Here is a 24210-nt window from a genome sequence, read left to right on the forward strand (position 1 = left end):
CCAGGGCGCGGACGGGCAGGCCGGACCGGGCGGGCCTCAGAGCCGGACCGTCCCCAGCCACACCGCCGCCGCGGCGGCGACCAGCAGGGCGATGTTGAGCCCGATCACCCGCACCTCGCCCCGGGACAGGTGCAGGACCGTCCCGCCGATCTGTATCAGCGCCAGGCCGACCGCCGCCGCGATCGCGAGCCCGGGCGCCACCCCCGTCAGGGGCGGGAGGACGAGTCCCAGCGCGCCGAGCACCTCCAGCCCGCCGATGACCCTGACCAGCGGCATCGGCACGCGGTCCACCCAGCCCATCATGGGCTGCAGTCGCTCCCGCGTCTGAAGGAGCTTCTTGCCCCCCGCATAGACGTAGAACAGGGCGAGGAGCCCGGCGACGATCCAGTACGCGACGTGCATGATGGCTCCCACACGATGGTCTCGAACGCGAGTGGCCACATCATGGGCCGGCGCCCGGCGCCGTACAAAAGGCACACGGATGTGAGCAACGCACAAGGAGTTGTCATGTCGCAGTACGAGCACACGTGCATGATCCGCGGGGACGGCGGCCGGACCATCCGCGCCGTACTGGACCGGATCTGCGACAAGTGGACGCTGCTCGTGGTGGCCACGCTCGACGACGGACGCATGCGCTTCACCGAACTCCACCAGCACATCCCCGGCATCTCGCAGCGGATGCTGACCCTGACCCTGCGCAACCTGGAGCGGGACGGCCTCGTCTCCCGCACCGCCTACGCGGAGGTCCCGCCGCGGGTCGAGTACGCGCTGACCGCCATGGGGAAGAGCCTCATCCCTCCCGCACTGGCCCTCGCGGGCTGGGCCATGGAGCACAACGCGGAGATCCAGGCCAGCAGGGCCGCGTACGGCCCCCGGGCCGACTGAACCGGCCGTCGCCGTGACCGGCCGCCAGAAATGCTGAAACATTTCGGCGGCCCCACCGCATCAGTGAGGTGTGAGGCTGGTGTCAACGACCACGGGGGCATGATGGGGCAGGGACGGGCGAAGGACTACGCCGAGTTCGCCGAGGCGCGGGCGGGGCACCTGTACCGGTCCGCCTGTCTGCTCACCGGTGGTGACACCCACCTCGCCGAGGACCTGGTCCAGGAGACGCTCGGCCGGCTGTACGTCAGTTGGCGACGGGTCTCCCGCGTCGGCAATCCCGCGGGGTACGCCCAGACCACCCTCACCCGTGTCTTCCTCAGCCACCAGCGGCGCCGCAGCAGCAAGGAACGGGCCACGGACGTCTTCCCGGACCTCCCGGACCCGCGGAGCGCCGGCCCGGACCCGCTCCTGCGGCTGACCCTGGTCGACGCGCTGGGCCAGCTGTCCCCCAAGGACCGGGCCGTGGTGTTCCTGCGCTACTGGGAGGACCGCAGCATCGAGGAGACCGCCGATGTGATGGAGGCCAGCTCGGCCGCGGTGCGCACGCGCTGCAACCGCGCCCTGGGCCGGCTCCGGGTGCTGCTCGGTGACGGCATCGGCGAGTACGCCTCACCCTGACCGGTCGCAGGCCATCCCTGTTCTCCTACTTCCCCCATTCCGACAACCGTGCAGAGACGGCGGTTTGCCATGCCCATTGAAGACCACAAGGAACACGACCACCTCTTCGAGGACCGGCTCGGCGAAGCCCTCGTCCACGCCAGTGGTGACTACGAGACGGACCGCAGGGCCCTGGTCGCGGCCGGTACGGCGCGCGGCCGCAAGCTCCTGCGACGGCGCAGGGCCGCCATCGCGGCAGGCGTGGCCGCGGTCGCCCTCGTCGGCGTGGGCGGATCGCTCCTCGTCCCCTCGGGCGGCGACGGGGGCGGGGGGCAGTCCATGGCGGCCGCCCGGCCGACCCCGCCCCCTCCCTCGGAGAACGACGGGGAGATCTCCGCCGCCGATCTGGTCCGTACCCTCAAGGGACTGCTCCCCGAGGGCGAGTTCCGCGAGGAGCAGGGGCGGGGCGTCGGCCCGAGGATGATGCCGTACGCACAGGTCGTGTACGACGACGGCAAGGGAGGCGGTGCGGTCTCCGTGGGGCTGAACCGCGTGGAGCCGCACAGCGAGCAGGTCCGCGAGGCCACGGCCTGCCCGGACAGGATCGCCGTCCCCTACGACCGCTGCGCCAGCACCGAACTGGCCGACGGCTCGCGGCTCATGCTCTTCCAGGGGTACGAGTACCCGGGCCGCCGTGTGAACAACCACCGCGTGGACACGAAGTGGTGGCACGCCGTGCTCGTGAGCCCTCTGGGGCACCAGGTCGACGTGAGCGAGTGGAACGCCGAGGCCGAGAAGGGCGCGCCGGAGACCAGGGACGAACCCCCCCTGACCATGGCGCAGTTGAAGAAGATCGCCACTGCCCCGGCTTGGCGCAAGGCCATCGACGCCATCCCCAGGGACCACCGGCCGGCACCCCCGGCCCCGCCGTCCCAGCCCGACGGTGCCGCGGTCAGGTACACGCTCGTCTCCCTGCTCCCCAAGGGGGTCACGGTCGTCACGAAGGGCCAGGGGCAGGACGGTTTCGCGGATCTCGTGCTCGACGACGGCAAGGGCCGGAGCCTGGTCCAGATCAACGTGCAGCCCCGTATGTCCGATGTCGAGGGCGAGCTCTTCGGCTCCGGCGCCGAGGTCCTGCCCGACGGCACGAAGGTCGTGTCGCACCAGGAACCGGGCGAGAAGGGCGGCGCGGGCGTCGTCATGTGGACCGTCGACACGATCAGGACCGACGGGCTGCGGGTGGTGGTCAGTGCCTTCAACTCCGGCGACCAGCACAGCGCCGCGACCCGCGGCACCCCCGCGCTCACGATGAAGCAGCTCAGGGCGATCGCCACCAGCGCCAAGTGGAAGAAGCTGGGCTGACCCCCTGCGGGAGCGAGCCGGTGCCGCGCGCACCGCGGTCGCGGCGGCCGTGCCGGCCACGATCCGGCACGGCCGCTCGCCGTCCCGCGGCGCGGCCGATCGCTCCCGTGAGCGTCCGCGCACCGGCTCGGCAGTGGGCCCGGGGCCGGGCGGCACGCCTTTCTGCAGGGCGCCGTCGGGCACGCCCACCCCGGTGGGCGTGCCGAAGGCGCCTCCGCGGCGCGTCAGCGCACGTGGACCGTGACCGTGACGGTCTTGAGCACCGCGGGCAGCTTCGTGGTGTCGACCTTCAGGATCTCGCCGTTGTCGGTCCGGCCCGTGGGCGGCAGCGTCTTCTGGTGGACGGTCCACGCGCCGTCGGGGTCGACGACGATGCTGTCGATGCCGAAGTCGTCGTCGTTGGCCAGGTACAGCGTCCGGCCGCCGTCGGTGGTGGCGACGCCCTCGACCTTGTCGTGCGCGAAGAACGCCCCGGTGGGGTCGAGCTGGCTGACCAGCGTGCCGACGTTGACGTACGGCTGCTTCTGGGCGACGTTGACGCCGGCACCGGTGAGCGCGGCGAGGGCCGCGTTGGTGCCGCTCGTGCCGACCAGCGCCTCGGGCGACTTGCCGCCGATCGTCAGGCCGCTGACGTCGGTGGCGCCGTTGATGTCGACCTGGTACAGCGTCTTCTGTGCGAACGGCTCGAAGGCGCCGTCGCGCTCGTCGATGAGGAACTTCGTGCCGGACAGCGCGGTGATCTCGCTGTTGGCGGTGCCCGTGCTCGCCGGGTTGTCCAGCAGGTACAGGTACTGCTTGGTCCGGTAGGTGCGCAGGTCGACTGTGACGATGCGGGTGGGCGCGACGTTGCCGGCCTTGACGCTGCCGAGGTCCGGCTGCTGGAGCGCGGACTGCATGACGCCCACCAGGGTCGAGCCGTCCGGGGTGACGGTCAGGCCCTCCATGCCCTTGTTCTTCGCGCGGAAGGCGAGTTCGGCCGGCAGGTACCCGACGACCTTGTGGTAGGCGTTGTCCGGGCTGTTGCGGTACGGCGTGAGCCGGCCCAGCTCGTAGCCGTTCTTGTCGAAGTGCGTGATGTACGGGCCGTACTCGTCCGAGACCCAGAACGAGCCGTCGGACAGCGCCACCAGGCCCTCGGAGTCGTAGCCGTACGGGTCCCGCGCGATGGGCGCCGGCGTGCCTCCGTTGGCGTTCGTCGCGGCGACGTCGTCGATGACCTCGCTCGTGTCGTGCGGCGGGCGGCCGCTGTACTTCACGCCGCCGAGGCTCTTCGGCCCCTTGAGGGTGACCTGCTTGAGCAGCTCGGCCTTGCCGTTCACGAGCTTGAACTCGCCGATCTCCGGCGTGAAGTCCGGGACCATCTCGGACTTGTTGCCGTCGGGGGCGTCGGCGTTCGGGCCGCGGTCGGTGAGCCCGTAGAAGTGGCCCGGCTTGCCCGGCACCGGGGCGAGCGAGGAGCCGAAGCCCTCACCGGAGAGCTCGGTGGTCGTGCCGGCCGGCCCGGCGACATGACCGAGCGGCGGCAGGGGAGCGCCGTCGGCCCCGGCGTCCTTGAACAGCTGCACCGCGTCGGTCGTGCTGTACGTGAAGGTGTCCGTACCCGTGAAGCCGGAGTTCGGCGTGTACGTGAACGTGCCGTCCGCGTCGACCGTCACCTTGCCGTTGGCGGGGTCGGTGTGCCGCACGACCGCTGTCGCGCCGGAGTCGTTCCGCAGTACGTCGCCCGTCACCCTGCCGTGGCCGGAGAAGGAGTCGGCGACCGCCCCGAAGTCGTGCGACGGGGCCCACAGCCAGCCACCGGAATGGGCCGCGGCCGTACCCGTGCCCGCCACGGCGATGGTGGCGCCGATCGCGATGACGAGCCGGATGCGCTTGCGAGAGAAGCGTCGTGAAGTCATACCCCTGAACTTGACGGTCAGTGGTGAATTTTGAGGTTGTCCCCGGTGAACCGCTGGTTCACAAAGCACCGGCTCTTCGTCTTTTCGCCGAGGCGTACCGGCAGGAGCCGGAGCCCGGGTGGGGCGGCACACCGTGCCGCCCCACCCGGGGCGTGTGCCGGTCAGTGGACCGTGCGCGCGGCCTCTTCGATGATGCGGGTGACGGCCTCCGGGTGGGACACGGTCGCAGCGTAGGAGGACCGGACCTTCTCGATGTGCGCGTGGGCGCGCTCGGCCATGGAGACCTTGAGCTTCTGGGGGATGATCCGGTCATTGGTGCCCACCAGGGCCCAGGACGGGACGGTCTTCCAAGCGGGCTCACCGGAGGACTCGTTGGGGGCGGTGCCGCTGCCCGGACGCTGGGTGACCGCCATCAGGGAGGCGGTCTCCGCGGGGACGTCCGCACCGAAGGCCTGGTGGAACTCGGACTGGTCGATGGTGATCGGGACGGGACGCAGCACCTTGCCGATGACACGGTCCGGGGCCTTGCTCGCCAGGTCGTTGGCGCTCTCGCCCTTGTCGGGGAGGAAGGCGTCGGCGTACACCAGCGCCTTGACCTTGTCGGAGCCCAAGGCGGCGTTGCTGATCACCACCCCGCCGTAGGAGTGCCCGACGAGGACCACCGGTCCGTCGATGCTCGCCAGCAGGTGCTTGACGGAGGCCGCGTCCCCGCTCACACTCCCCAACGGGTTGGCCGCGGCCACCATCGGATAACCGTCCTTCTTCAGCCTCTTGATGACGCCGTTCCCACTGGAGGAGTCGGCGAACGCACCGTGGACGAGGACGCGGTCGGTGTGGCGCTGCGGATGCGTGGCCTTGGCGGCGTTCGCCGAACCGACCGTATGACACGTACTGAGGCGAAACGAATCGAGCGTCGGTGGGGATGATCTCCGATTACGGCTCTGACCTGGGGTTCCATGGATCGGCGGAGTCGGCCCGATGCTCGGCGGGCGGGACGCCGCCCTCCGGGGCCCTGGGGGGAGGGCTGAGCCTGCGCATCGGCACGGAGTCCGTCGTCGGCCTTGGTTCACCACCGGGCCGACCGTGCGCCAGGCGTACGAGCCGCACCGTGCCGAGCCGCTGCCGGCCGACACCGTGAGGTCCGCCAGGGGGAGTCAATGCGTGAAGCCGGCCTCGCGGTCGGCGGCGGCGACCTCGCGGTGAAACCGCTGGTGCACCCAGTGGGGCTCGCCGAGGAGGGTCAGTCGGCCCCAACGACCCGAGACCGGACCGAGCCGAGTGCGACGCGGCAACGCGGCCACCAGGGACTGCGGCCTGGCGCCACCGGAGAGTTTGCTGCTCTCCAGTACGTAGACGGCATCCTGGGTGACCGCGACGCAGCGGTACCTGATCCAGAACATCGTCAGCCCCGTGAGATAGGTGACGAGGAAGAAGCCGAAGTTCGGCGCGGCCTGGCAGATGAACACCTGCCGGATCTCGCTTCCCTCCGGCAGGAAGGGCGCCGAACGCTCCACCAGGTCGTGCCGTGGGCTCGCGTGATCGTCAGGTCGATGAGTCACCGTCCCTTCGTACCACGGTCGTCGTCACACCTGTTCAGGTGGGCGAGGAATCGGATCGCCCGAAGGACCTGCGAGCCGCCGCCACCAGATCCAACCCCTCACGATCTCCCCGATGGCGGCCTTCATGTCCCGGGATCGCACCGCGAGGCTCGCGATCTTCTCCATCGTCTCGGCCATCCACCGCGGATCGCCGAGCTGTGCCGCCCGGCGATATTCGACGGTCTGCTTGAGGAGCTCATCCGCCTGGTGAATCTCCGGTCTGGGATATTTCCTGCGGGCGTGCGAGAAATGCGCGACCCAGTCCTCGTAGGGGTTGCGCAACGTGGCCGCAAGACAGGCCTCTCCGCCTCCGTGACGGGAGAATCCCGTGAGGGCCAGGGCGAGGTCCGTGGAGACGGCAAGCGCCCTGGAGTTTCCCAGCCGGCCGGCTGGGCCGAGAGGCGGAGGTCCATGAGCCGCGACCAGGGGACGACCTGGACCTCGGCTGCCTTGACCCGATAACTGAGGCCCTGCTGCTGGAACCTGAGGTACTTGCCCTCGCGGGCGGTCACGTCGCCGATGATCCACCCGCCTGCGACGAATTCGAGAGGACCCAGGACAAGAACGGTCATCGGTCACCCGTCCTCTGTCGATCACCGCGGGACATTCCTGGGGTGTGTCCGCTCTACTCTGCGTCCGCCGGCGAGCCGTGTCGCCCTGCTCGCGCCCGTTGGTGTGAGCCGGCGATGCCAGACGGCTCACCCCGGGCGGCAGCCCGGGGAGCAATTCGTACAAGCGACTTCTGTCGTCGGCCCTATGCTGATGCGGTGATCTGGGGAATGGTCATCTTCTTGGTGGCGGGGACCTGCTTGATCGTCACCCACTGTGTCAAGCGGCGGTGGCCCACAGCGGCTCTTTGTGCGCTGGGCCTGCTGTGCGCGGAGCTGGCGCTCGCGGCGCACGCGACCGGGGAACTGTGGCTCAGTGTTGCCGCGACGGTCGTGGGGCTTGTGGGCTTCGGCCTGCAGGTCGTCTGGTCGCGGCGTAGCGGCGAGGGGCCGCCCGCGTGACCGTACGGTGTGAGTGACAGAGGCCCGGCGAGCGATCCTCAGTGTGCGGCCGTCGCACACTGATCGGGTGGGACGTCCGCCGACGGCATCCTGAGGTTGATCCACCACACGAATACAGCTGACGCGATCGGCAGACCTACCAGCGCACCCAGGTTGAAACCGAGATCTTCCGCGCTGGGCGAGATCCACGATGCCGTTGCGCTGCCTGCCGCTGCCAGCCCCAGCATGGTGATAAACGTCAGGACAAGAGCAGTGCGCCGCCCAGGAGGTCGAGCCCGGTAGTGATGAGCGGTGGGTTCGGTGCCTCCTAGGAGGACCGCTGTGCAGAGGGGGGTCAGACCCTCCGGCAACCAGCCAAGGGGCCAGGCGACCAGCGCCAGGAGTCCGAAGGAAACAAGGGCCCAGAGCACGCCCCGAGCCGACTCCGTAGCCACATCCCACGGTCTGCGCGGCGTCGGACCCGCCTGGGGACCTCGTTCTCTGGTCATGCCGGGAGGGTAGCTGTGGCCAGGAGCGGACATGCGGTCAGGGCTTTCTCCGACGTGACTCACGACGGCGACTGCCCGATCGCGCTCCGCTTCCTCACGGCCGCTTCCTGGGACTGATCCGGTTCTTGACCGGTGGCGACGGGTGCCGGGGACGAATCGTCAGATGCACGCGGGCGTCCGGCGTTGACCGCGGTTTACCGACCTGCCGGGCAGGGATCGGGCACGAATGTGCGCCTTACCCAGCGGTTCAGGCACTCTCGCCGCTATCGGCCCGCCTCCAGCGGTGGGCCCGGCCATGGTTCCGTCGCGGCACGGCTACGACCGGCTGAGTCGGCCGCGAACCCGCATCCACTTTTCAAGGCAAAAGCCGGATACCAGGATGCAGACGCCCGTCAATCCTGCGACGTTGCGGAACAGGTCGTCGTGCCGATGTGCGGCGAGAAGCTCGATCGACAGGCCGAGTCCCATCAGGATGACGCCGAGCCCCCAGATCCGAGGCGATTCGACACGGCCTCTGAGCCGGGGGAACAACCAGCTGCGAAGGACTGCCGCTCCGCCCGGTACCAGCGTGATGGCCAGGACAGCTGCGAGAGCGGCCCACCCATAAGCGCCCATGACGAACGCCTCCCCGGAGATCGTCTGTGCGGCTCCGTACCGCACGAGCGGATCATGCCACGACCCTTGGTGCAGGGGAACGGCAAGGGAGTGGGCGCGATCTCCAGCGCTGGTCAGAGGCCAAGGTAGCTGTTGTCTCTCATTGCGCGCCGAGCACGCTGTGCTGATCCACCACTCGACGCTGGAGCGGCAGCTCCCAACGACGGTGTAGAGGGCGACCCTTGGGCGTAAAGCCTCGATGGCATGGGCCTCTGTGTCCCCAGTTTGGATGACTGAGGCCGCGGGATCCCTGAGCTGGGCAGACCCTGACCGGGACTCTGAGCTCGGGATCATTGGGCCTTGCGGCCCAGGTTCTGCGCTGACCAGCGTTAATGGCAGCCGGGGCGAACCAATGAGCTCGCCCCTGCACCCGCCGTTGACTGCAGTCTTGGCGAAGTTCTGACACGTGGACGGTTGATCCTGTCCTCGCTCACGGCGTTGGATCTTCCCTGCCCGTGCGAGTGTCCGGGCAGGAGGAGTTGGGGCGATGAACGAGGACGTCAGACCCGGGCTCGTACGGGTGGTGGACTGGGAGCGGACTTCCGCGCTGATGATGGGCGCGGCCGTGGTGCTGTCCGAAGGATTGCTGCTGATCTTGATCGGTACGGCTTACCCACTGGAGACCCTCCTGGTAGGAACAGTCGCTTTCGCTCTTGTGTTCCTGGCTTTGCTGCCGCTCGTCTTCCGCCTCCCTGCCCGGCTGCGCCGCAAGTACGAGCAGGCCGCACAGTTCGACGGCCTGAACGAATCGCGCGTCGTCCAGGCCGCGGCGCGGCGGATATCGCTACGGCGCGCGGCTGCAATTGCGGGCGTGTCAGCCTGCTGGATGATGCTCCTTGGCCTGGTGGGCCACGATCCGATGCCGCCCTTCGTACTGATCGCGGTCGCCCTGCCCCAGTGGGCGCGGTCCCGGACGACCGCGGAGTGGGAGCGGGTGAACAGGGCAGTCCTCTGGCAGGGCGTACCCGGAATACTCGGTGCCCGAGGGCCGGTTTTCCGCGTGCCGGCAGAAGGCGGCAGATGAGACCACAGCCTCGTCGTCCCATCAGCTTGGCCGCTGCTCGACGTGGCGGAATCCCTGCTGGATCCGCGGTGCGGGCAAAGAGTCCGCGCCGGAGCGACCGGTGGCCGCTGTGGACAGCGGGGAGGAGGCTCATCGTGCTGCCGGAGTTCATGCACAGGGATGTGGATCGCCACGTGAAGTGGTTCGCGGACAAGGTCCCGAACGGGCTGCTGTTCTTCGGCGAAAAGGGCGCCCCGTTGGCGGTCGTCCTTCGGACGGAAGTGGCGGAAAGCCCGCGCGAAAGTCGGCCTGCCGGAGACGACGCCATGGCCTGCGCCGGTCAGTCCCCCGAGCGTGCTGCGCTGATTCAACGGCACTCGACGCTGGAGCGACAGAAGGGGATCGCCGCCGCGCTCGATGCTCGCGTGCGGGCTGACCGCAAATCGATCGACGGGCACAACGACGCCCCATCGGGCACGCGGCGGGCACGGGAGGGATAAAGAGGTCTGGACAACAAAGAAGCCCCGGACCGTTGGCCTGGGGCTTTCTCGTGGAGCGGGTGACGAGAATCGAACTCGCGCTCTGAGCTTGGGAATCACCGCTCGTCGGTACGCACGTGTGGTCGTGACCTGGGCAGATGGCCCACTGCTGCGCATGCAAGAGGGCCATGCGCTGCCCGGCGTTGACCGTGGTTCGCCGCTTGATCTGGCACGCATCTGGCACGACAGCAGTCAGACGAGACGCCAGGACCAGCACCACGGAGTCCAGTGGCCGGCGGGCCTCTCTTCGTGTGCGCCAACGCGCTTGATGACGACTTGCTCGTCCTGGACGACGTGCACCTCGTCGCTGGGAGCGAGCATCAGGGGGTGGTCGAGTTCGTAGATCGCGTCTGGATCGAACCGCAGCTCGTTCAGAAGCAACGCTCTGTCTGTCGTCACCGGGTCACCGTGCGGCCTTATGGAGACAGGATGAGGCATCCAGCCCTCGTGAGTACCGCCTTACAAGTTCGTTCTCTACCCCGCTCGGCTAGAGCCCGCCTCGTGGCGCGGTGTCGCACGGGGCAGCTGACTGGCGGTGCCGTCCACTGTCACAAGTTGGTCACCCAATCCACTATCCGCGCAAAATCGCCAACGCACGCAAACATCTACACCTAAGCTGTCCGCACCACGCGCAGGAATTACCGAAGATGGGGGCGTAATTTGGGCAGGTGGCGGCGGCAGAGCCGAACGGCAGGACGGGGTTCAAGAAGAGAGAGCCCCAAAAGACGGCACGACGAACTAGATGACCTTCGCAACAAAGCAACCAGGCGTTCCAGCGCCCTAGCTAATATTCCGGCGTATGCAAGTGCGGCAGTCATCCTTCTCGTGATCGTGAAGATTGCAATCGTGTCTCACGGCGTTCCGTCGACCATGCTGGAGCTGGTATCTGCCGCTGGCCCAGTGCAGGTAATCGTCGGCACCATCATCTTGTTGTTGCCATTTTCTGGCATCATCGTCGTGTACGCAAATGATGAGATCTATAAGCGCTCGGGCATGTCGGAGGTTGCAAAGAACGAGGTGCGCCTCGGTGTATACCTGGCGATTTTCGTTCTTTCGTTTTTGCTCGTGTGGTACTGGGTCGTATCAGTCGTCATACTTCTTGCTGTGCGTCACCTCCTATTTCTGCGGGATAAGAAGAAGGGTCGCACGGTTGATAGCGCCGAGCCAATTCCGCTTGAGGAATGGCTAAAAAAAGAGCCTTCCGATGTCCGCTTGCATGAACTGTGGATTGAAGCAAAAGAAAAAATAGACGAGCTAAACGGCGCTCGACGTGCAGGCACGGTGGACCTTGCCAGGATATCGACACTCAGGAATTCCGTCCAGGAAACTATTGACGAGTTCAACGGGCGTGCAGCCGAGATTCGCAAGTTTCAGTACTCCCAAGGAACCGCCGTAGCCTCCGTGCTGGCAAGTTACGCGTTCGCGCTACTGATCCAATTCCTCGGAAGCGACACGCCTTGGATTCCCGCAGAGCAGGTAAATGTTAAGGGAGGAGGGAGGGAAATCGGCTACGTTATACAAGCTGGCGACTCTTGGACGACCCTCCTCGACGAAAGTTCGCGGTCTGTAATTCGGATTCCTTCGGACTCCATCGCGTCACGAAAAGTGTGCTCGGTAAAGGGGCAAGAGAAAGGAACTGAGACCCTTTGGCGTCTCGCTGACGGTCACGCAACTGTCTATAAAAGGTGCCCGTCCCCGAAGCCTGGCCGATGAACATGAGGGCGGTGGAGCGGCTTTGGGCGGGAGCTGCTTTGGGGCGAGTGATCATGGCCCCTTAAGCTTCCGGCGAGTCGGGCAGTCTGTAGACCTGCCCGTTAAAGCACGACGTTGGGGCCATGATCTTAGAGGCTCGCCCCAAAGTGGCTGCCTAAAGCCGTGGAGCCGACCGCCCCAGCCATGACGTGTTCTGACCTCATGCCCTCCGGGCCCACTCATACGGGCGCGCGGTGGCGGGCGGCGCGCCGAGCGGGGCGAAGACTGGAGCGTGGGCGCGGCCGGACGCCGGCCGCGCGCCCGGCGGAGCGTGAGCGACGCCGGGTGCCTTGATGAGGTAGAGAAATCTGTAACAAGATCGGGTTCAGTCGTCATCTCCGGGCTCACGCTGGCGAGGCAACTGATCGATGGCAAGCTCTCGCTCGACTTCTCTCACGGCGTCTGGGCTCGGGCAAAGGGCCCTGTGAGCAGGCATGATCAGTTCGCCGGGGGTCGGCTCGATGGCTCCGACCTTGACGGCGATGACATCAGTGATGACGGTCGCAGACCGGGGGTGGATGCTCAGGAGCCGCCAACGATAACGGCGCGGAACGTCCTTTGCTCGGACAGCGACAGTGCCGAGATCAACCCATCGGTCATAGTTCGTAGGCGTACGCCGAACTTGTAGCCCGCACGCGCGACACGTCGGCGGTTCGATCCACCGGGTGTCGTCCTGGTCCGGCTCCTCGCGAGGCGGAGCCGTAGCCCCTTCAGCTTCGGCGATCTCGTTCGCGTAGCGGTTCCAGCACCGCTCACAGAGCGTCGCCATCAGGTCGATACGCCCGCGCCTCAGCGCCAGGCGACTCGCGTCTCCGCATTGCTCACAGACATGCCGATCAACGCCCGTAGACCCCATATGTCGGATTGTGAGCGAACTTGCTCATCCCGCAGTAGAGCGAGAACCCGCCTTTGTGAAGCCCACTTGAGCGAGTCACATGAGGCTGACGTGCCCGAAGCTACGCGTCGAAGTCGTATTCGAGGATGTAGGCGGCGGAGTCCAAGGTCATCTCGTTGACCTCGACTGGGCGCCCCTCATCGGCGAACGCGGTGCGGCAGATCAGGATGACGGGCATACCCATGGAGAGGCCGAGCCGGGTCGCCTCATCCTGGGACGGCATCCGGCTGCGGATCTCCTCACGGAAGTGCACGGGCTTGTAGCCGAGTTCGGCAAGGCGGGCGTAGGTGCCGCCAGGGCCGGTGTCTTCCTGCGTGATGGCTGATCCCGCCACGAGATCCGCCGGCAGGTACGACGTCGACAACAGGACCGGCTTCCCGTCGAGTACGAAGCGCCGGCTGCGGACGCAGACCGTTTCGCCTGCCGACACGTCGAGAACGCCGGCAATGCGTTCCGGGGCGGGCTCCTCGGTCACGGCGACCTGGTCCACCACCAAGGTGCGGTTGTCGATGTCGGCCGACCAGATGGAGCGGCCCGATCCCCACTGTTCCTGCGCCAGGCGCTGGATGCCGCGGCGTCGCAGTGGCCGGAAGTCGCGCACGAAGACGCCGGCTCCCTTCCGGGACTCGGCGAGGCCTTCGTTTTGCAGAACGCCAAGGGCTTGCCGTGCCGTCATACGGGCGACGCCATGGACAGCCATGAGCTCGTTCTCGCCCGGCAGTCGATCACCAGGGCCGTACTCACCTGCCGTGATTGCGTCCTTCAGCGTGTCGGCGATCCGCTGGTACTTCGGGCGGCGGTCGGTGCCCTCGGTGGTCATAAGCGATCCCTCCTTCCTCTCTAGACAGCCTAGCGGTTAGTCGCTCGGCCGCCTCCTTGCGAGATGCTTCAAGCCAACGTCTCTAGACAGGTTGACGTGTATAGAGATGTCGGCTTCACTGGAGACATCTCTAGACAGGCTGCCCATCCGGGGGGGCCTCACGGACAGGGAGACGCTTCATGTCGTCGTTCAAGATCGACCTTTCGACCGCCGTGGTGTTCGTCGCGACTGCGCCTACCCCGAAGCTGGTGAGCAAGCAGACCGGTGAGGTGGCGATCGACCGGGAGACCGGTGCGCAGTTGATGACCGTGGGTCTGCTGATCTCCGATGAGGGTGAGGGGAACCTGTATCAGGTGACCGTGCCGTCGACGGGGGTGGAGGCGACGCTGACGCCGGGGACGCCGGTGTCGGTGATCGGCCTGCGGGCCCGGGACTGGGAGAACACGTTCAACGGCCAGACCCGGCACGGGATCTCGTTCCGCGCGGTGGCCATCACGGCGGGAGTCTGAGCCATGGTGGATCTGGCGACGCTGATCGAGATCGGCACCCCCCTGGTGGGGGCTGCCGGCGGCCTGGGCTATGCCAAGGTGAAGGCGCCGGGCGTGTACTGGTCGCTGGTGGGTCTGCCGGTCGCGTTGGGCCGGTTCCACTTCACCTACGCCTCCACGATGGACGTGTGCGGGCTGACGGTGGCCCCGTCCCGGCTGCGGGCGTTCATGGTCCGCAACGTCGCCCGTCGTGAGGTGCAGCCGGTCCCGCCGAAGATCCGCCGCGTCGCCGGCTCCGCCACCGGCATGCGGGTCCGCCTCCGGCTCCCCGCCGGCCTGGAGCCCGATGACGTCGCCGCTGCCTCGAACCGGCTCCGGCACGCCTGGGGCGTCCACGCGGTGCACGTGGCGGAGATCAAGCCCGGTGTGGTGGAGCTGCGGATGACGGGCTACGACGTCCTGCGCACGGTGCGGATGCCGCGCCGTCTGCCGTCCGGCCCGATGGTCGTGCCGGTCGCGTTGCGGGAGGACGGGACCGCGTTCGCCCGGAACTACCGGGAGATCCCGCACGCCCTCACGCTCGGGGCGAATCAGTCGGGCAAGTCGATGTATCAGCGCAACCTGATCAAGCAACTCGCCAAACTACCGGTGGCGCTGGTGGGGATCGACTGCAAGCGCGGCGTGGAACAGACCCCGTATGCGCCGCGCCTGTCGGCCCTCGCGACTGATCCGGAGCAGGCTGCCGGCCTGCTGGACGCGCTGGTGGGGGAGATGGAGTCCCGGTTCGATCTCCTCAAGGACTACCAGGGCACGGCCCTGTCCACGCCGAACGGGGAGATCACCTCCGACATCTGGGGTCTCCCCGAGAGCGTTCGGCCGGTCCCGGTCGTCGTCCTGGTGGACGAGGTTGCCGAGCTGTTCCTGACGGCGACGAAGAAGGATGAGGAACGCCGGGACCGCATGGTGACCCAGTTGATCCGGCTGGCGCAGATCTCCCGGGCGGTCGGGATCTACCTGGAGATCTGCGGCCAGCGCTTCGGCGCGGAACTCGGCAAGGGCGCCACCATGCTCCGCGCGCAGCTCACCGGCCGCGTGGTCCACCGGGTCAACGACAAGCAGACCGCCGAAATGGGCCTCGGGGACATCTCACCCGAAGCCATGCACGCCGCAACCGCCATCGCCGCCGACCGGCCAGGCGTCGCGGTCGCTGGTGACGCCTCCGGCGGCTGGACCCACATACGCACCCCCCTGACCTCCATTACCGAGACCGCCGCCGTCTGCCGCGCGCACGCCGATCTGGTCCCCGATCTGCCGGCCCTGGCGCTGTTCCGACCGGACGTTCCGCCCGTCCTCGCGCCGGCCGGTGACGCCGTGCCGCTGGCCCGGCCCCGCCCGGTCACCGAGTAATACCCCTGCCCCGTCGGTTGGCGTGACCGCTTCGCGCCAGGTCCCTACCCCACCCATGCCACAGCCCGGAAGGAGTGATCCGTAATGGCTGCTCGCAAGACCACCGCCCGCCGCCTCGCCCCGGCCAAGACCGAGCCGAAGTGCCCGGACTGTCAGGGCGACGGCGAGACCACCGAGACCGTCCGCGTTGGTGCCCGCAAGGGTCGCGAGACCGGTGACCGGCAGGCCGCACTGTGTCTGACCTGCTTCGGTACCGGCACTGCCCCGTCCTGACCCCCAACGCCCCGGCGTCGGGCGGCCGGAGAACCGCTCCCCGCCCGGCCCCGGGACCAACCCGAAAGGAGGTGACCCGGTGTCCCGCCCCAACCGCTTTGACCCCGTGCTGATTCAGGCCGTGATTGCCGGTGCGCTGTCCTTCGCCCACCTGCACGACATCGCCGAAGCCGCCGGCCAGCACGGCTGGAAAGCCTGGGCCTACCCTGTCTCCGTCGACCTGCTCCTGGTCGCCGCATGGCGCCGCATGCGCACCCTGCGCGCTGCTGACCGTCCCGCCCGTGCGGCGTGGACCTGGTTCGTCATCGCGTTGACCGCGTCACTGGGCGCGAACGTCTCCACCGCAGGGCTGCTCGACATGAACGCCGTTCCGGCCTGGCTGCGCATCCTCGTCGCCGGCTGGCCCGCCCTGGCCTTCCTCGGCGGCACCCTCCTCGCCCACACACCGGCACCCGACGCGGCGGAGGAACCTGCTGCGGAGACCGTTCCGGCCCGCGAACCGGTCCCGGCTGCGGAACCGGCTCCTCAGGTCACGGTCGAACGGGCCCCTGACCCCGTGCCGGAACTCCCCGCGGCGACAGCGCCCGAGACCGCTCCCGTACCGGCGCTGGTGTCCTCGCCGTCTGTGCCGCCTGCCCTGCTGGCGCACGCCCGGAAGGTCGCTGACACCCACCACGCCGCCACCGGCGAACCGATCGACACCGCGACCCTGCGCACCCGCCTCGGCGTCCCGCCGGCCCTGGCCGACGTGATCGCCGCCCAACTCACCTGAAAGGAAACCCGGACCATGCCGCGCCCAAACCGCTTCTACGACGTGATCCGCATCGGCCCCGTGCGGGTCGGCAGCTACCACGACGGCCGCGGACGCACCCGCCACTCCGCCGCCTGCACCGCACCCGGCTGCGGCTTCTCCACCGACTACCGCGACCGCTCCGGCGCCGAACTCGCCGCCCGCACCCACCGCTGCCAGCCCTGACCCCCAGAGAGGAGATGACCCACCGTGCGCTACCCCGACGCGCAACTGCGAGCGAACCACCGCCCGTCCGAGCTGATCCCGCCCGGCGTCCACCCCGGACAGGTCGTCGTCATCCAGGCCGCGCCGCCCTCCTACGCCGGGAAGATCCTGCTCACCCTCACCGTCAGCGCCGGCACCGCCCTCGTGATCGTCGTCCTGGCCTTCGCCCTCCAGACGATCGCCGCCGCCGCTGCCGCGGCCATCCCCACCGTGGGCGGCGCATCCGTCTCGATCAACCTCGCGCGCAAACGCTGAACGGCCCCCGGAGCGGCTTCCGTCGCCAAACATCCACCGCCCCGGGGACCAACTGCCCCTTCCTGATCCAACAGACCCGAAAGGGACCCTCATCATGCCCCAGCACGCCCCGAGCCGGCCGGTCTGCCGCGACTGCGACGGCTTCCCCGTCGTCGCCATCACCACCGGCACCCGCCTGACCGATGGAACCCGCGCCACGCTCCGCGTTACCTGCCCCGGCTGCCACGGCACCGGCCTTGCCCTCTCCGCCCGCGTTCTCGCCCGGACGGGGAGGTGACCGCTTTGACCGACACCGCCACCGCGGCGGGCCTGGACCCGGCCACCCTCGCAGACCTCCTGCGGGTGGCCGGGTCAGACGGCTTCGACCGCTGGCAAGACCAGATCCGCCGCACCGGCGGCTGCTCAGACCCCATCCACCTGACCGGCTACACCAAGACCCTCGACCGGGCCACCGGCACCGTCCTCCACGCTTACTCCACGGACACCGAGCCCGGCGGCAGGCTCCGCGTCGCCTGCGGCAACCGCCGCGCCTCTCGCTGCCCGTCGTGCGCCTGGACCTACGCGGGCGACACCTACCACCTCATCCGCGCCGGCCTCGTCGGCGACCCGGGCAAGGGCACCCCCGAGACGGTGCGGGTGCATCCGAAGGTGTTCGCCACCCTCACCGCCCCCTCCTTCGGCCCCGTCCACAACCGCCCGACCTCCGGCCGCTGCCGATGCGGCACGGCTCACCGTGAGGACGACACGGCGTTAGGCACGCCCCTCGACCCCGAGAGTTACGACTACGCGGGCGCAGTGTTGTGGAACAACCACGCCTCTGACCTGTGGCGGTACTTCACGATCTACCTGCGCCGCGAGATCGCCGCCCGCGCCGGCCTCACCCAACAAGCCGCCCGCGAACAGTGCCGAGTCTCCTTCGGCAAGGTCGCCGAATACCAACGCCGCGGAGCCGTCCACTTCCACGCCATCGTCCGCTTCGACGGCCCCGAAGGACCCGACACCGAGCCCCCGCCCTGGGCGACCCTCGACCTCCTCACCGACGCCATCCACGCCGCCGCACGCCGTGTGGCCGTGGCTGTCCCGGCGGCCGGCGACTACCCGGCCCGCACCCTCGGCTGGGGCACACAGCTCGACGTCCAGCCCATCCGGTCCACCGACGCTGACACGGACGGGGAACTGACCGAACAGGCCGTGGCCTCCTACGTGGCCAAGTACGCCACCAAAGCCGCCGAAACGACGGGCACCGTGGACCGCCGCGTCGGCAACCGCGAAGCGCTCGAACTCCTCGGCGTCCCCCCGCACCCGCGCCGCCTGATCGAAGCCTGCTTCGACCTCCACCGCCTCTACCCGGACCGCAAGCTCCTCGACTGGGCCCACATGCTCGGCTTCCGCGGCCACTTCTCCACCAAATCCCGCCGCTACTCCACGACTTTGGGCGCGCTGCGGCAGGTCCGCGCCGACTACCGCGCCGCCCAACAACGCGAAGCCCTCGGCCTGCCCGACCTAGACGACTCCCCGGAGGCCACCACGCTCGTCCTCGCCCACTGGGCCTACGCCGGGCACGGCCACACCCCCGGCGAATCCTGGCTCGCCGCCACCATCCACCGCGACATCCAAACCAACCGCGAAACCGCCCGCGAAGCCTTGTACGACCTCCATGCCACGGAAGGAGACCGGCTGTGAGTGACGTCCTGCTGACTGTTGAGCAAGCCGCGGAACACCTCGGCACTACCGTCCGCTTCCCCCGTCGGCTGATCGCCGAACGCCGCATTGCCTTCGTGAAGGTGGGGCGTCACGTGCGCATCCCGGCGGTCGCCCTGGCGGCATACATCGAGAGCAACACTGTGCAGCCCATCCGCCGGGCTCGCGCTCGCCAGGGGAGGGCTGCCTGATGGCCAACAGGAAAGGAAGGCGTCGCACCTTCGGCGCGGTCCGAAAGCTGCCCTCCGGTCGCTACCAGGCTCGCTATCCGGGCCCGGACGGCGTCATGCGGCCTGCCCCTGACACCTTCGAGACGACTCGGGATGCGGACGGCTGGCTCGCGGAGAAGCAGACTGAGATCCGCCGTGGGGACTGGCAGGACCCGGACACGGGCGCAGTCAACTTCGAGGAGTACGCGCTCCGCTGGGTCAAGGAGCGCCGCCTCTCTCCGACCACCGATGAGCTGTACCGACGTCTGCTCCGCCTGCACATCCTGCCCAGTCTCGGGGACCTGGACCTCGATGAGATCACCGCCCCGCGCGTCCGGAGCTGGCGGTCCGAACGGCTCGATGTCACGGGGGCGGAAACCACGATCGCCAAGAGCTACCGGCTGCTCAAGGCAGTGATGGAGACCGCCGTAGAGGATGAACTGATTCGGCGGAACCCCTGCCGTATTCGTGGCGCCGGCAAGGAGTCCGCGGCCGAACGGCCCGTCGCCACCGTCGACCAGGTCGACGCTCTCGCTCAGGCCATCGGCCCGCGCTGGCGGTTGATGGTCTACCTCGCCGCCTACGGGCCGCTCCGCCCGGAGGAGCAAGCGGAGCTCCGCCGTGGCGACGTCGACCTCGACAGCCTGACCGTCCGGGTCCGGCAGGCCGCTCCCGAGCTGACGACCGGCAAGCGTGCCGAGGGGCCCACCAAGTCCGAAGCGGGCAGGCGGCTTGTGGTTCTGCCGGCCTTCGTGCGTGTAGAGCTGCGGCGGCATCTCGACTGGTACGCCGAGAAGGGCGCCGACGGGCTGCTGTTCGTGGGGGAGAAGGGCAAGCCGTTCCGCCGGTCCACGTTCGGTCGAAAGTGGCGGAAGGCCCGTGCGACTGTCGGGCTGCCGGAGAGCTTCCGTTTCTACGATCTTCGTCACACCGGGCACACCCTGACGACCCGCTCGGGGGCCACGCTCAAGGACACGATGGTGCGCGCGGGCCAATCGACGGAGCGGGCCGCGCTGATCTATCAGCATTCGGATCTGGAGCGACAGACGGAGGTCGCGGCCGGTCTGGATCGCCTGGTCCGCGAGCGGCGTGCGGCGGCAGATGACACGGCATCTGGCACGGATCTGGCACGAGATGCTTGATCCGGTCTAGACAACAAAGAAGCCCCGGGCCACTGGCCTGGGGCTTTCTGGTGGAGCGGGTGACGAGAATCGAACTCGCGCTCTGAGCTTGGGAAGCTCATGTTCTACCATTAAACTACACCCGCGTAAGACGCCCGTTGAGGCGGCTCATCGTCGGACACTATACCCCATGGTCGGCCCCGGACGCATGCGCGCCGGGGCCGTCGTGTTGCGGTCGCGGGCCTGGTCGGGGCCCGGCCGGAGGTCGGGCGGCCGGCGTGGTGAAGGGGTTGTGGAGGGGCGTCTCGCGGAGTGGCGGAGCGTGCGCCGTGGTGGCGATCGGGCGTACGGTGAGGGCCGGTTGGCCGGGCCGGGGTGGGCGGAGTGCCGTGCGGGGCAGGGGTGGGTTCATCCCCTAATGTGGCTTTCGTCGTTGAGGTACCGGGGAGAAGGGGAGCGATGGATCGCACCGTCGTTCGTTGTGCCGAAGGGCACGTGTTCAGCACCGCCACGCTGCCGATGCAGAACCTGGGAGCCGGACGGCTGGGCCCGGGCCGGTTGATCAGGTGCCCGCAGTGCGCGCGCATGCGGAGCGTGGTGCCGGTGTCGGTGGCGGTCCCGGCCGAGGACGAGAAGTAGGCAGGCCGGACGGGACGCGGGGGCCCGTGGCCGATTCGGCCACGGGCCCCACCGCCGCGTAATCTGCTGGTGTGCTGCTCTCAGACAAGGACATCCGGACCGAAATCGACAACGGACGGGTCAGGGTCGATCCGTTCGAGCCGACCATGGTGCAGCCGTCGAGCATCGACGTGCGGCTGGACCGCTTCTTCAGGGTGTTCGAGAACCACCGCTACCCGCACATCGATCCGGCCGTCGAGCAGCCGGACCTGACGCGGCTGGTGGAGCCGGAGGGGGACGACGCGTTCATCCTCCATCCCGGGGAGTTCGTGCTGGCGTCCACCTACGAGGTCATCTCGCTGCCGGACGACATCGCCTCCCGTCTGGAGGGCAAGTCCAGCCTCGGCCGGCTGGGGCTGCTGACGCACTCGACGGCGGGCTTCATCGACCCCGGTTTCTCCGGGCACGTGACCCTGGAGCTGTCGAACGTCGCGACGCTGCCGATCAAGCTCTGGCCCGGTATGAAGATCGGGCAGCTCTGCCTGTTCCGGCTGACGTCGGCGGCGGAGTTCCCGTACGGGTCTGACAAGCACGGCTCGCGCTACCAGGGCCAGCGGGGGCCGACGCCCTCGCGGTCCTACCTCAACTTCCACCGGACGCAGGTGTGAGCATATGACCGGGCCGGCGCGGGAGAACCTGACCTACGAGGCCTTCGGCGACGCCGTGCGCGAGATGGCACAGGCGATCGCCGACGACGGCTTCGAGCCCGACATCGTGCTGTCGATCGCCCGTGGCGGCGTCTTCGTGGCCGGCGGCCTGGCCTACGCGCTGGACTGCAAGAACATCCACTTGGTCAACGTGGAGTTCTACACCGGGGTCGGCACCACGCTGGAGATGCCGGTGATGCTGGCGCCCGTGCCGAACGTGATCGACTTCTCCGACAAGAAGGTGCTGATCGCGGACGACGTCGCCGACACCGGCAAGACGCTGAAGCTGGTCCACGACTTCTGCGTCGACCATGTCGCCGAGGTGCGCAGCGCGGTGATCTACGAGAAGTCGCAGTCGCTCGTGAAGTGCGACTACGTGTGGCGGCGTACCGACGACTGGATCAACTTCCCGTGGAGCGTCGATGGGCCCGTGGTCCGTCGGGCGGGTCAGGCCTTCGAGGCCTGACCGGCGGCAGCAGGGGCTGTGGGCATCTGCACCTGAGCGGAGGACCAGGCCGGTGGGCGGCTTTCGAGGCGGCCGTCAAGCGGGACAGCCGGGCCCGGTGGAGGGGTTGGCGCAGGTGTTGGTGCCGGCACCCCCGTCATTGAAGTTGAAGCCGGTACCACCGTTGAGCGCGTCATTGGCTTCGCCGCCGTAGAGGTCGTCGTCGCCGGCCTCGCCGTTGAGGGTGTCGTTGCCCGGGTTGCCGAAGAGCGCGTCGTCGCCGTCGCCGCCGAAGAGGTAGTCGTTGCCGTCGCCGCCGAAGAGGTGGTCGTTGCCGCCGCGGACACTGTTGTGGCCGTCGTTGGCGCCGTGGAGCCCGGCGTGGCCGGCGCCGCCGTGCAGAGTGTCGTCGCCGGCACCGCCGTAGAGGCTGTCGTCGCCGGCGCCCCCATCAAGGTCGTCGGTACCGGCGCTGCCGTTGAGGGCGTCATTGCCGTCGCCACCGTTGAGGTCGTCGCTGTTGGCGCCGCCGTAGAGACTGTCGTCGCCGGCCTCGCCGTTGAGGGTGTCGTTGCCGTCGCCGCCGGAGAGAGCGTCGTTGTCCTTGCCGCCGTTGAGGGTGTCGTCCCCCGCGCTGCCGTCGAGGCTGTCGCGGCCGTCGCCGCCGAAGACGACGTCGCTTCCGGTACTGCCGGAGAGGATGTCGTTGCCGCCGTCGCCGCAGATGAGATCGTTGCCGCCGAGGCCGTCGACGCGGTCGTTCCCACGCAGGGCGACGATCACGTCGTTGCCCGGGGTGCCCACGATGTTGTCGTCGCGGTTCGTGCCGACGATCGTCGCGGGCACGCCCGCACAGGTCGCGGTGCCCGATATGGGGGTCCGCGGGTAGGTGGCGGGGACGTCGGCGGATGGGCGACCGGCGGTGGTGAAGAACATCGCGGCCGCCAAGGCCGGCAAAGGCAGCAGCAGAGCGCGGGCCCGGCCCGCCGCCCTGCAGCACGTGCCGGGAGCCACAGTCGATCCGGAACCCGGACCCAGGGTCTCGCGAAGTGCGCTTGCACGCCGCTTGTCGCGGCGAACGAACAGTTCCAGTTCCATCGACGTGCACCCTCCGCAGCAGAGAATCATTCAACTCGTACAGAAGGCCACATCCCAGTCGGTCCCGCCTCTTCACCAGGGCAGCCACCGCACCCCACCTGCCCATTCCGCCGGTCAGGTCCGGGCGCACCACGGAAAGAACCACTCCGACGGCCGCCCGCCGCTCAGGCCGCTCCACCGCGGCCCGCCGCCTCGGCGATCAGGGGGTTTCGACATGGGTACGACGTGGTGCCGACCACCTTCATCAGGTCAAGGGCTCCTGGAGTGTCCTGCCTCCGGTGCGCAAGCCGGGGGAGCAGGGCAAGCCGAACACCGAGGCGCTCTGACCCGGGGCTGCCGCCGGATCACGCTCCGGACCGGCTGCGCGTCCACGGACGTCAAGACCGGCCCGTTCGTCCGACCGGAGCGCTCCGGGCGTACGACCATGGAGCATGCGCCCGGATGACTGGCACCTCACAGCAGACGTCGACGACTTTCTCGCCCGGGCCGGGGACTTCCTGCGCTCGCGGCCCGGCCTGCACACCATGGCCCTGACGACGACCGAGAAACTGCGCACCGGCGGGGCGGACGTGCACGGCCCCGGGGCCCGCGTCTTCGGCCTGCTGGAGCGGGCGGGCGAGGTCGGCGCCGCCTTCTACGGCCTCCTGACCCGCGGCCTGAGCGTCACCGCGCTGACTCCCGGGCAGGCCGACACCCTCGCCGCCCGCCTGGTTTCCCTCGGGCACTCCTTCGGCTACGTCAGCGCGGACCGCGACAGCGCCGCCGCCTTCGCCGGGGCCTGGCAGCGGCACACCGGCGCGGTGCCGGCGCTCCGCAACCGGCTCCTTCTGTACCGCCTCGGCACGCTCACCGCGCCCGGTCCGGTCCCGCCGGGCCGGGGCCGGCTCGTGGGCGAGCGGGACAGTGAACAACTCATGGGCTGGTGCCGTGCGTTCGCCGCGGATGTCGGGGAGGCCGTCACCATCGACGCCGCTTCCTGGGCCGGCACCCGTTTCGCCGAGAAGTACTACACGTTCTGGGAGACGCCGGACGGCACGCCCGTGTCCATGGCGGGGGCGAACCCGATGGTCGGCGGCCAGATCCGGGTGGACCCGGTCTACACCCCGGCCCCTCTGCGCGGTCGCGGATACGCGGGCGCCGTGACGGTCGAGGTGAGCCGGGCCGCGCTGGCCGCGGGCGCCGAGGAGGTCGTGCTGTTCACGAACCCGGCCAACGCCACCAGCAACGCCCTCTACCGGCGGATCGGGTACGTCCCGCTCACCGAATGGGCCGTGCACGACTTCGCGCGCGCCGCCTGAAACGCACGGACGGGCGGCCACCCCGTGAGGTGGCCGCCCGTACGGAGGCGGATACGTACCCCGGCTGCCGGGCT

At 68.8% G+C, this 24210-nt stretch carries 31 protein-coding genes and 1 tRNA gene; 21 read left to right on the forward strand and 11 right to left on the reverse strand.

Going from position 1 to position 24210, the window contains the following annotated elements; all coding sequences use genetic code 11:
* Window positions 1–36 precede the first annotated feature (36 nt).
* A complete protein-coding gene (locus ACIP98_RS01185; protein WP_401973089.1) occupies window positions 37–402 on the reverse strand; it encodes a DoxX family protein in 366 nt (121 codons plus the stop codon).
* A gap of 105 nt (window positions 403–507) precedes the next feature.
* On the opposite strand from ACIP98_RS01185, the gene ACIP98_RS01190 reads away from it, so the two are divergent.
* From ACIP98_RS01190 to ACIP98_RS01200, 3 genes are all read left to right on the forward strand, one after another.
* On the forward strand, window positions 508–885 hold the full coding sequence (locus ACIP98_RS01190; RefSeq protein WP_401973090.1) for a winged helix-turn-helix transcriptional regulator: 378 nt from the start codon (window positions 508–510) through the stop codon (window positions 883–885).
* 102 nt (window positions 886–987) lie between these two features.
* Window positions 988–1503, forward strand: coding sequence for a SigE family RNA polymerase sigma factor (locus ACIP98_RS01195; protein ID WP_319660394.1), 516 nt, complete (start codon window positions 988–990; stop codon window positions 1501–1503).
* 69 nt (window positions 1504–1572) lie between these two features.
* Window positions 1573–2844 (forward strand): hypothetical protein, encoded by a 1272-nt coding sequence (locus tag ACIP98_RS01200; protein WP_401973091.1) that lies wholly within the window; start codon window positions 1573–1575, stop codon window positions 2842–2844.
* A 224-nt stretch (window positions 2845–3068) separates the two neighbouring features.
* Here the strand turns inward: ACIP98_RS01200 and ACIP98_RS01205 are convergent, their stop codons facing one another.
* The 4 genes from ACIP98_RS01205 to ACIP98_RS01220 form a co-directional block, all read right to left on the reverse strand.
* A complete protein-coding gene (locus ACIP98_RS01205; RefSeq protein ID WP_401973092.1) occupies window positions 3069–4742 on the reverse strand; it encodes an esterase-like activity of phytase family protein in 1674 nt (557 codons plus the stop codon).
* 161 nt (window positions 4743–4903) lie between these two features.
* Window positions 4904–5875, reverse strand: coding sequence for an alpha/beta fold hydrolase (locus tag ACIP98_RS01210; RefSeq protein ID WP_401973093.1), 972 nt, complete (start codon window positions 5873–5875; stop codon window positions 4904–4906).
* Between the two features lie 21 nt (window positions 5876–5896).
* Entirely contained in the window at window positions 5897–6301 is a 405-nt protein-coding gene (locus ACIP98_RS01215) for a hypothetical protein (RefSeq protein WP_401973094.1), read from the reverse strand.
* 24 nt (window positions 6302–6325) lie between these two features.
* Window positions 6326–6622, reverse strand: a complete 297-nt coding sequence (locus tag ACIP98_RS01220) for a hypothetical protein (RefSeq protein ID WP_401973095.1) — start codon at window positions 6620–6622, stop codon at window positions 6326–6328.
* Window positions 6623–7107: 485 nt separating this feature from the next.
* Between ACIP98_RS01220 and ACIP98_RS01225 the strand changes: the two genes are divergently transcribed.
* Complete coding sequence (locus ACIP98_RS01225) at window positions 7108–7350, forward strand: hypothetical protein (RefSeq protein WP_401973096.1); 243 nt, start codon at window positions 7108–7110, stop codon at window positions 7348–7350.
* An 803-nt stretch (window positions 7351–8153) separates the two neighbouring features.
* On the opposite strand, the gene ACIP98_RS01230 is transcribed toward ACIP98_RS01225, so the two are convergent.
* Window positions 8154–8498, reverse strand: a complete 345-nt coding sequence (locus ACIP98_RS01230) for a hypothetical protein (protein WP_401973097.1) — start codon at window positions 8496–8498, stop codon at window positions 8154–8156.
* Between the two features lie 481 nt (window positions 8499–8979).
* Here ACIP98_RS01230 and ACIP98_RS01235 point away from each other — a divergent pair, with 481 nt between their 5' ends.
* The gene (locus tag ACIP98_RS01235; protein ID WP_401973098.1) at window positions 8980–9516 is read left to right on the forward strand and encodes a hypothetical protein; all 537 of its coding nucleotides are present in this window, start codon (window positions 8980–8982) and stop codon (window positions 9514–9516) included.
* A gap of 134 nt (window positions 9517–9650) precedes the next feature.
* A complete protein-coding gene (locus ACIP98_RS01240; protein ID WP_401973099.1) occupies window positions 9651–9995 on the forward strand; it encodes a hypothetical protein in 345 nt (114 codons plus the stop codon).
* Window positions 9996–10226: 231 nt separating this feature from the next.
* On the opposite strand, the gene ACIP98_RS01245 is transcribed toward ACIP98_RS01240, so the two are convergent.
* Window positions 10227–10433, reverse strand: coding sequence for a hypothetical protein (locus ACIP98_RS01245; protein ID WP_401973100.1), 207 nt, complete (start codon window positions 10431–10433; stop codon window positions 10227–10229).
* Between the two features lie 426 nt (window positions 10434–10859).
* Between ACIP98_RS01245 and ACIP98_RS01250 the strand changes: the two genes are divergently transcribed.
* Window positions 10860–11747 carry a hypothetical protein gene (locus tag ACIP98_RS01250; RefSeq protein ID WP_401973101.1) on the forward strand — a complete coding sequence of 296 codons (888 nt, stop codon included), beginning with the start codon at window positions 10860–10862 and terminating at the stop codon, window positions 11745–11747.
* 364 nt (window positions 11748–12111) lie between these two features.
* Here the strand turns inward: ACIP98_RS01250 and ACIP98_RS01255 are convergent, their stop codons facing one another.
* Complete coding sequence (locus ACIP98_RS01255) at window positions 12112–12642, reverse strand: DUF6083 domain-containing protein (protein WP_401973102.1); 531 nt, start codon at window positions 12640–12642, stop codon at window positions 12112–12114.
* Between the two features lie 100 nt (window positions 12643–12742).
* Window positions 12743–13501, reverse strand: a complete 759-nt coding sequence (locus tag ACIP98_RS01260) for a GntR family transcriptional regulator (RefSeq protein WP_401973103.1) — start codon at window positions 13499–13501, stop codon at window positions 12743–12745.
* Between the two features lie 179 nt (window positions 13502–13680).
* On the opposite strand from ACIP98_RS01260, the gene ACIP98_RS01265 reads away from it, so the two are divergent.
* The 10 genes from ACIP98_RS01265 to ACIP98_RS01310 all read left to right on the forward strand — a co-directional run bounded on the left by ACIP98_RS01265 (window position 13681) and on the right by ACIP98_RS01310 (window position 19991).
* The gene (locus ACIP98_RS01265; RefSeq protein ID WP_401973104.1) at window positions 13681–14010 is read left to right on the forward strand and encodes a hypothetical protein; all 330 of its coding nucleotides are present in this window, start codon (window positions 13681–13683) and stop codon (window positions 14008–14010) included.
* A 3-nt stretch (window positions 14011–14013) separates the two neighbouring features.
* A complete protein-coding gene (locus ACIP98_RS01270; RefSeq protein WP_401973105.1) occupies window positions 14014–15396 on the forward strand; it encodes an FtsK/SpoIIIE domain-containing protein in 1383 nt (460 codons plus the stop codon).
* Between the two features lie 84 nt (window positions 15397–15480).
* The gene (locus ACIP98_RS01275) at window positions 15481–15669 is read left to right on the forward strand and encodes a hypothetical protein (RefSeq protein ID WP_401973106.1); all 189 of its coding nucleotides are present in this window, start codon (window positions 15481–15483) and stop codon (window positions 15667–15669) included.
* A 79-nt stretch (window positions 15670–15748) separates the two neighbouring features.
* Window positions 15749–16441, forward strand: a complete 693-nt coding sequence (locus ACIP98_RS01280; RefSeq protein ID WP_401973107.1) for a DUF2637 domain-containing protein — start codon at window positions 15749–15751, stop codon at window positions 16439–16441.
* 15 nt (window positions 16442–16456) lie between these two features.
* A complete protein-coding gene (locus ACIP98_RS01285) occupies window positions 16457–16645 on the forward strand; it encodes a mobile element transfer protein (protein WP_089225140.1) in 189 nt (62 codons plus the stop codon).
* A gap of 24 nt (window positions 16646–16669) precedes the next feature.
* Window positions 16670–16939 carry a hypothetical protein gene (locus ACIP98_RS01290; protein ID WP_401580340.1) on the forward strand — a complete coding sequence of 90 codons (270 nt, stop codon included), beginning with the start codon at window positions 16670–16672 and terminating at the stop codon, window positions 16937–16939.
* A 94-nt stretch (window positions 16940–17033) separates the two neighbouring features.
* Window positions 17034–17216, forward strand: a complete 183-nt coding sequence (locus tag ACIP98_RS01295) for a hypothetical protein (protein WP_401973108.1) — start codon at window positions 17034–17036, stop codon at window positions 17214–17216.
* Between the two features lie 5 nt (window positions 17217–17221).
* Entirely contained in the window at window positions 17222–18622 is a 1401-nt protein-coding gene (repSA, locus tag ACIP98_RS01300; protein ID WP_401973109.1) for a replication initiator protein RepSA, read from the forward strand.
* A complete protein-coding gene (locus ACIP98_RS01305; RefSeq protein WP_401973110.1) occupies window positions 18619–18831 on the forward strand; it encodes a helix-turn-helix domain-containing protein in 213 nt (70 codons plus the stop codon). Before repSA ends, ACIP98_RS01305 begins: the two co-directional genes overlap by 4 nt.
* The gene (locus ACIP98_RS01310) at window positions 18831–19991 is read left to right on the forward strand and encodes a tyrosine-type recombinase/integrase (protein WP_401973112.1); all 1161 of its coding nucleotides are present in this window, start codon (window positions 18831–18833) and stop codon (window positions 19989–19991) included. The genes ACIP98_RS01305 and ACIP98_RS01310 overlap by 1 nt, the downstream gene beginning before the upstream one ends.
* 51 nt (window positions 19992–20042) lie before the next feature.
* Here the strand turns inward: ACIP98_RS01310 and ACIP98_RS01315 are convergent.
* Window positions 20043–20116, reverse strand: a tRNA-Gly gene (locus ACIP98_RS01315).
* Between the two features lie 313 nt (window positions 20117–20429).
* Between ACIP98_RS01315 and ACIP98_RS01320 the strand changes: the two genes are divergently transcribed.
* From ACIP98_RS01320 to ACIP98_RS01330, 3 genes are all read left to right on the forward strand, one after another.
* Window positions 20430–20609, forward strand: coding sequence for a hypothetical protein (locus ACIP98_RS01320; RefSeq protein WP_384280842.1), 180 nt, complete (start codon window positions 20430–20432; stop codon window positions 20607–20609).
* A 71-nt stretch (window positions 20610–20680) separates the two neighbouring features.
* Window positions 20681–21256 (forward strand): dCTP deaminase, encoded by a 576-nt coding sequence (dcd, locus tag ACIP98_RS01325; protein ID WP_319660220.1) that lies wholly within the window; start codon window positions 20681–20683, stop codon window positions 21254–21256.
* A 4-nt stretch (window positions 21257–21260) separates the two neighbouring features.
* On the forward strand, window positions 21261–21761 hold the full coding sequence (locus tag ACIP98_RS01330; protein WP_319660221.1) for a phosphoribosyltransferase: 501 nt from the start codon (window positions 21261–21263) through the stop codon (window positions 21759–21761).
* Window positions 21762–21836: 75 nt separating this feature from the next.
* On the opposite strand, the gene ACIP98_RS01335 is transcribed toward ACIP98_RS01330, so the two are convergent.
* Entirely contained in the window at window positions 21837–22676 is an 840-nt protein-coding gene (locus ACIP98_RS01335) for a calcium-binding protein (RefSeq protein ID WP_401973114.1), read from the reverse strand.
* A gap of 593 nt (window positions 22677–23269) precedes the next feature.
* On the opposite strand from ACIP98_RS01335, the gene ACIP98_RS01340 reads away from it, so the two are divergent.
* Window positions 23270–24136: a GNAT family N-acetyltransferase gene (locus ACIP98_RS01340; protein WP_401973116.1), complete on the forward strand. Its 867-nt coding sequence runs from the start codon at window positions 23270–23272 to the stop codon at window positions 24134–24136.
* Window positions 24137–24210 lie beyond the last annotated feature (74 nt).

Source organism: Streptomyces sp. NPDC088354, assembly GCF_044753585.1.
Classification (GTDB): domain Bacteria; phylum Actinomycetota; class Actinomycetes; order Streptomycetales; family Streptomycetaceae; genus Actinacidiphila.

Coding starts and splice junctions, on each gene's coding strand:
- ACIP98_RS01185 (WP_401973089.1), bottom strand. CDS start 402: ATGCACGTCGCGTACTGGATCGTCGCCGGGCTCCTCGCCCTGTTCTAC.
- ACIP98_RS01190 (WP_401973090.1), top strand. CDS start 508: ATGTCGCAGTACGAGCACACGTGCATGATCCGCGGGGACGGCGGCCGG.
- ACIP98_RS01195 (WP_319660394.1), top strand. CDS start 988: ATGGGGCAGGGACGGGCGAAGGACTACGCCGAGTTCGCCGAGGCGCGG.
- ACIP98_RS01200 (WP_401973091.1), top strand. CDS start 1,573: ATGCCCATTGAAGACCACAAGGAACACGACCACCTCTTCGAGGACCGG.
- ACIP98_RS01205 (WP_401973092.1), bottom strand. CDS start 4,742: ATGACTTCACGACGCTTCTCTCGCAAGCGCATCCGGCTCGTCATCGCG.
- ACIP98_RS01235 (WP_401973098.1), top strand. CDS start 8,980: ATGAACGAGGACGTCAGACCCGGGCTCGTACGGGTGGTGGACTGGGAG.
- ACIP98_RS01255 (WP_401973102.1), bottom strand. CDS start 12,642: ATGGGGTCTACGGGCGTTGATCGGCATGTCTGTGAGCAATGCGGAGAC.
- ACIP98_RS01260 (WP_401973103.1), bottom strand. CDS start 13,501: ATGACCACCGAGGGCACCGACCGCCGCCCGAAGTACCAGCGGATCGCC.
- ACIP98_RS01265 (WP_401973104.1), top strand. CDS start 13,681: ATGTCGTCGTTCAAGATCGACCTTTCGACCGCCGTGGTGTTCGTCGCG.
- ACIP98_RS01270 (WP_401973105.1), top strand. CDS start 14,014: ATGGTGGATCTGGCGACGCTGATCGAGATCGGCACCCCCCTGGTGGGG.
- ACIP98_RS01275 (WP_401973106.1), top strand. CDS start 15,481: ATGGCTGCTCGCAAGACCACCGCCCGCCGCCTCGCCCCGGCCAAGACC.
- ACIP98_RS01285 (WP_089225140.1), top strand. CDS start 16,457: ATGCCGCGCCCAAACCGCTTCTACGACGTGATCCGCATCGGCCCCGTG.
- ACIP98_RS01295 (WP_401973108.1), top strand. CDS start 17,034: ATGCCCCAGCACGCCCCGAGCCGGCCGGTCTGCCGCGACTGCGACGGC.
- ACIP98_RS01310 (WP_401973112.1), top strand. CDS start 18,831: ATGGCCAACAGGAAAGGAAGGCGTCGCACCTTCGGCGCGGTCCGAAAG.
- ACIP98_RS01320 (WP_384280842.1), top strand. CDS start 20,430: ATGGATCGCACCGTCGTTCGTTGTGCCGAAGGGCACGTGTTCAGCACC.
- ACIP98_RS01330 (WP_319660221.1), top strand. CDS start 21,261: ATGACCGGGCCGGCGCGGGAGAACCTGACCTACGAGGCCTTCGGCGAC.
- ACIP98_RS01335 (WP_401973114.1), bottom strand. CDS start 22,676: ATGTTCTTCACCACCGCCGGTCGCCCATCCGCCGACGTCCCCGCCACC.
- ACIP98_RS01340 (WP_401973116.1), top strand. CDS start 23,270: ATGCGCCCGGATGACTGGCACCTCACAGCAGACGTCGACGACTTTCTC.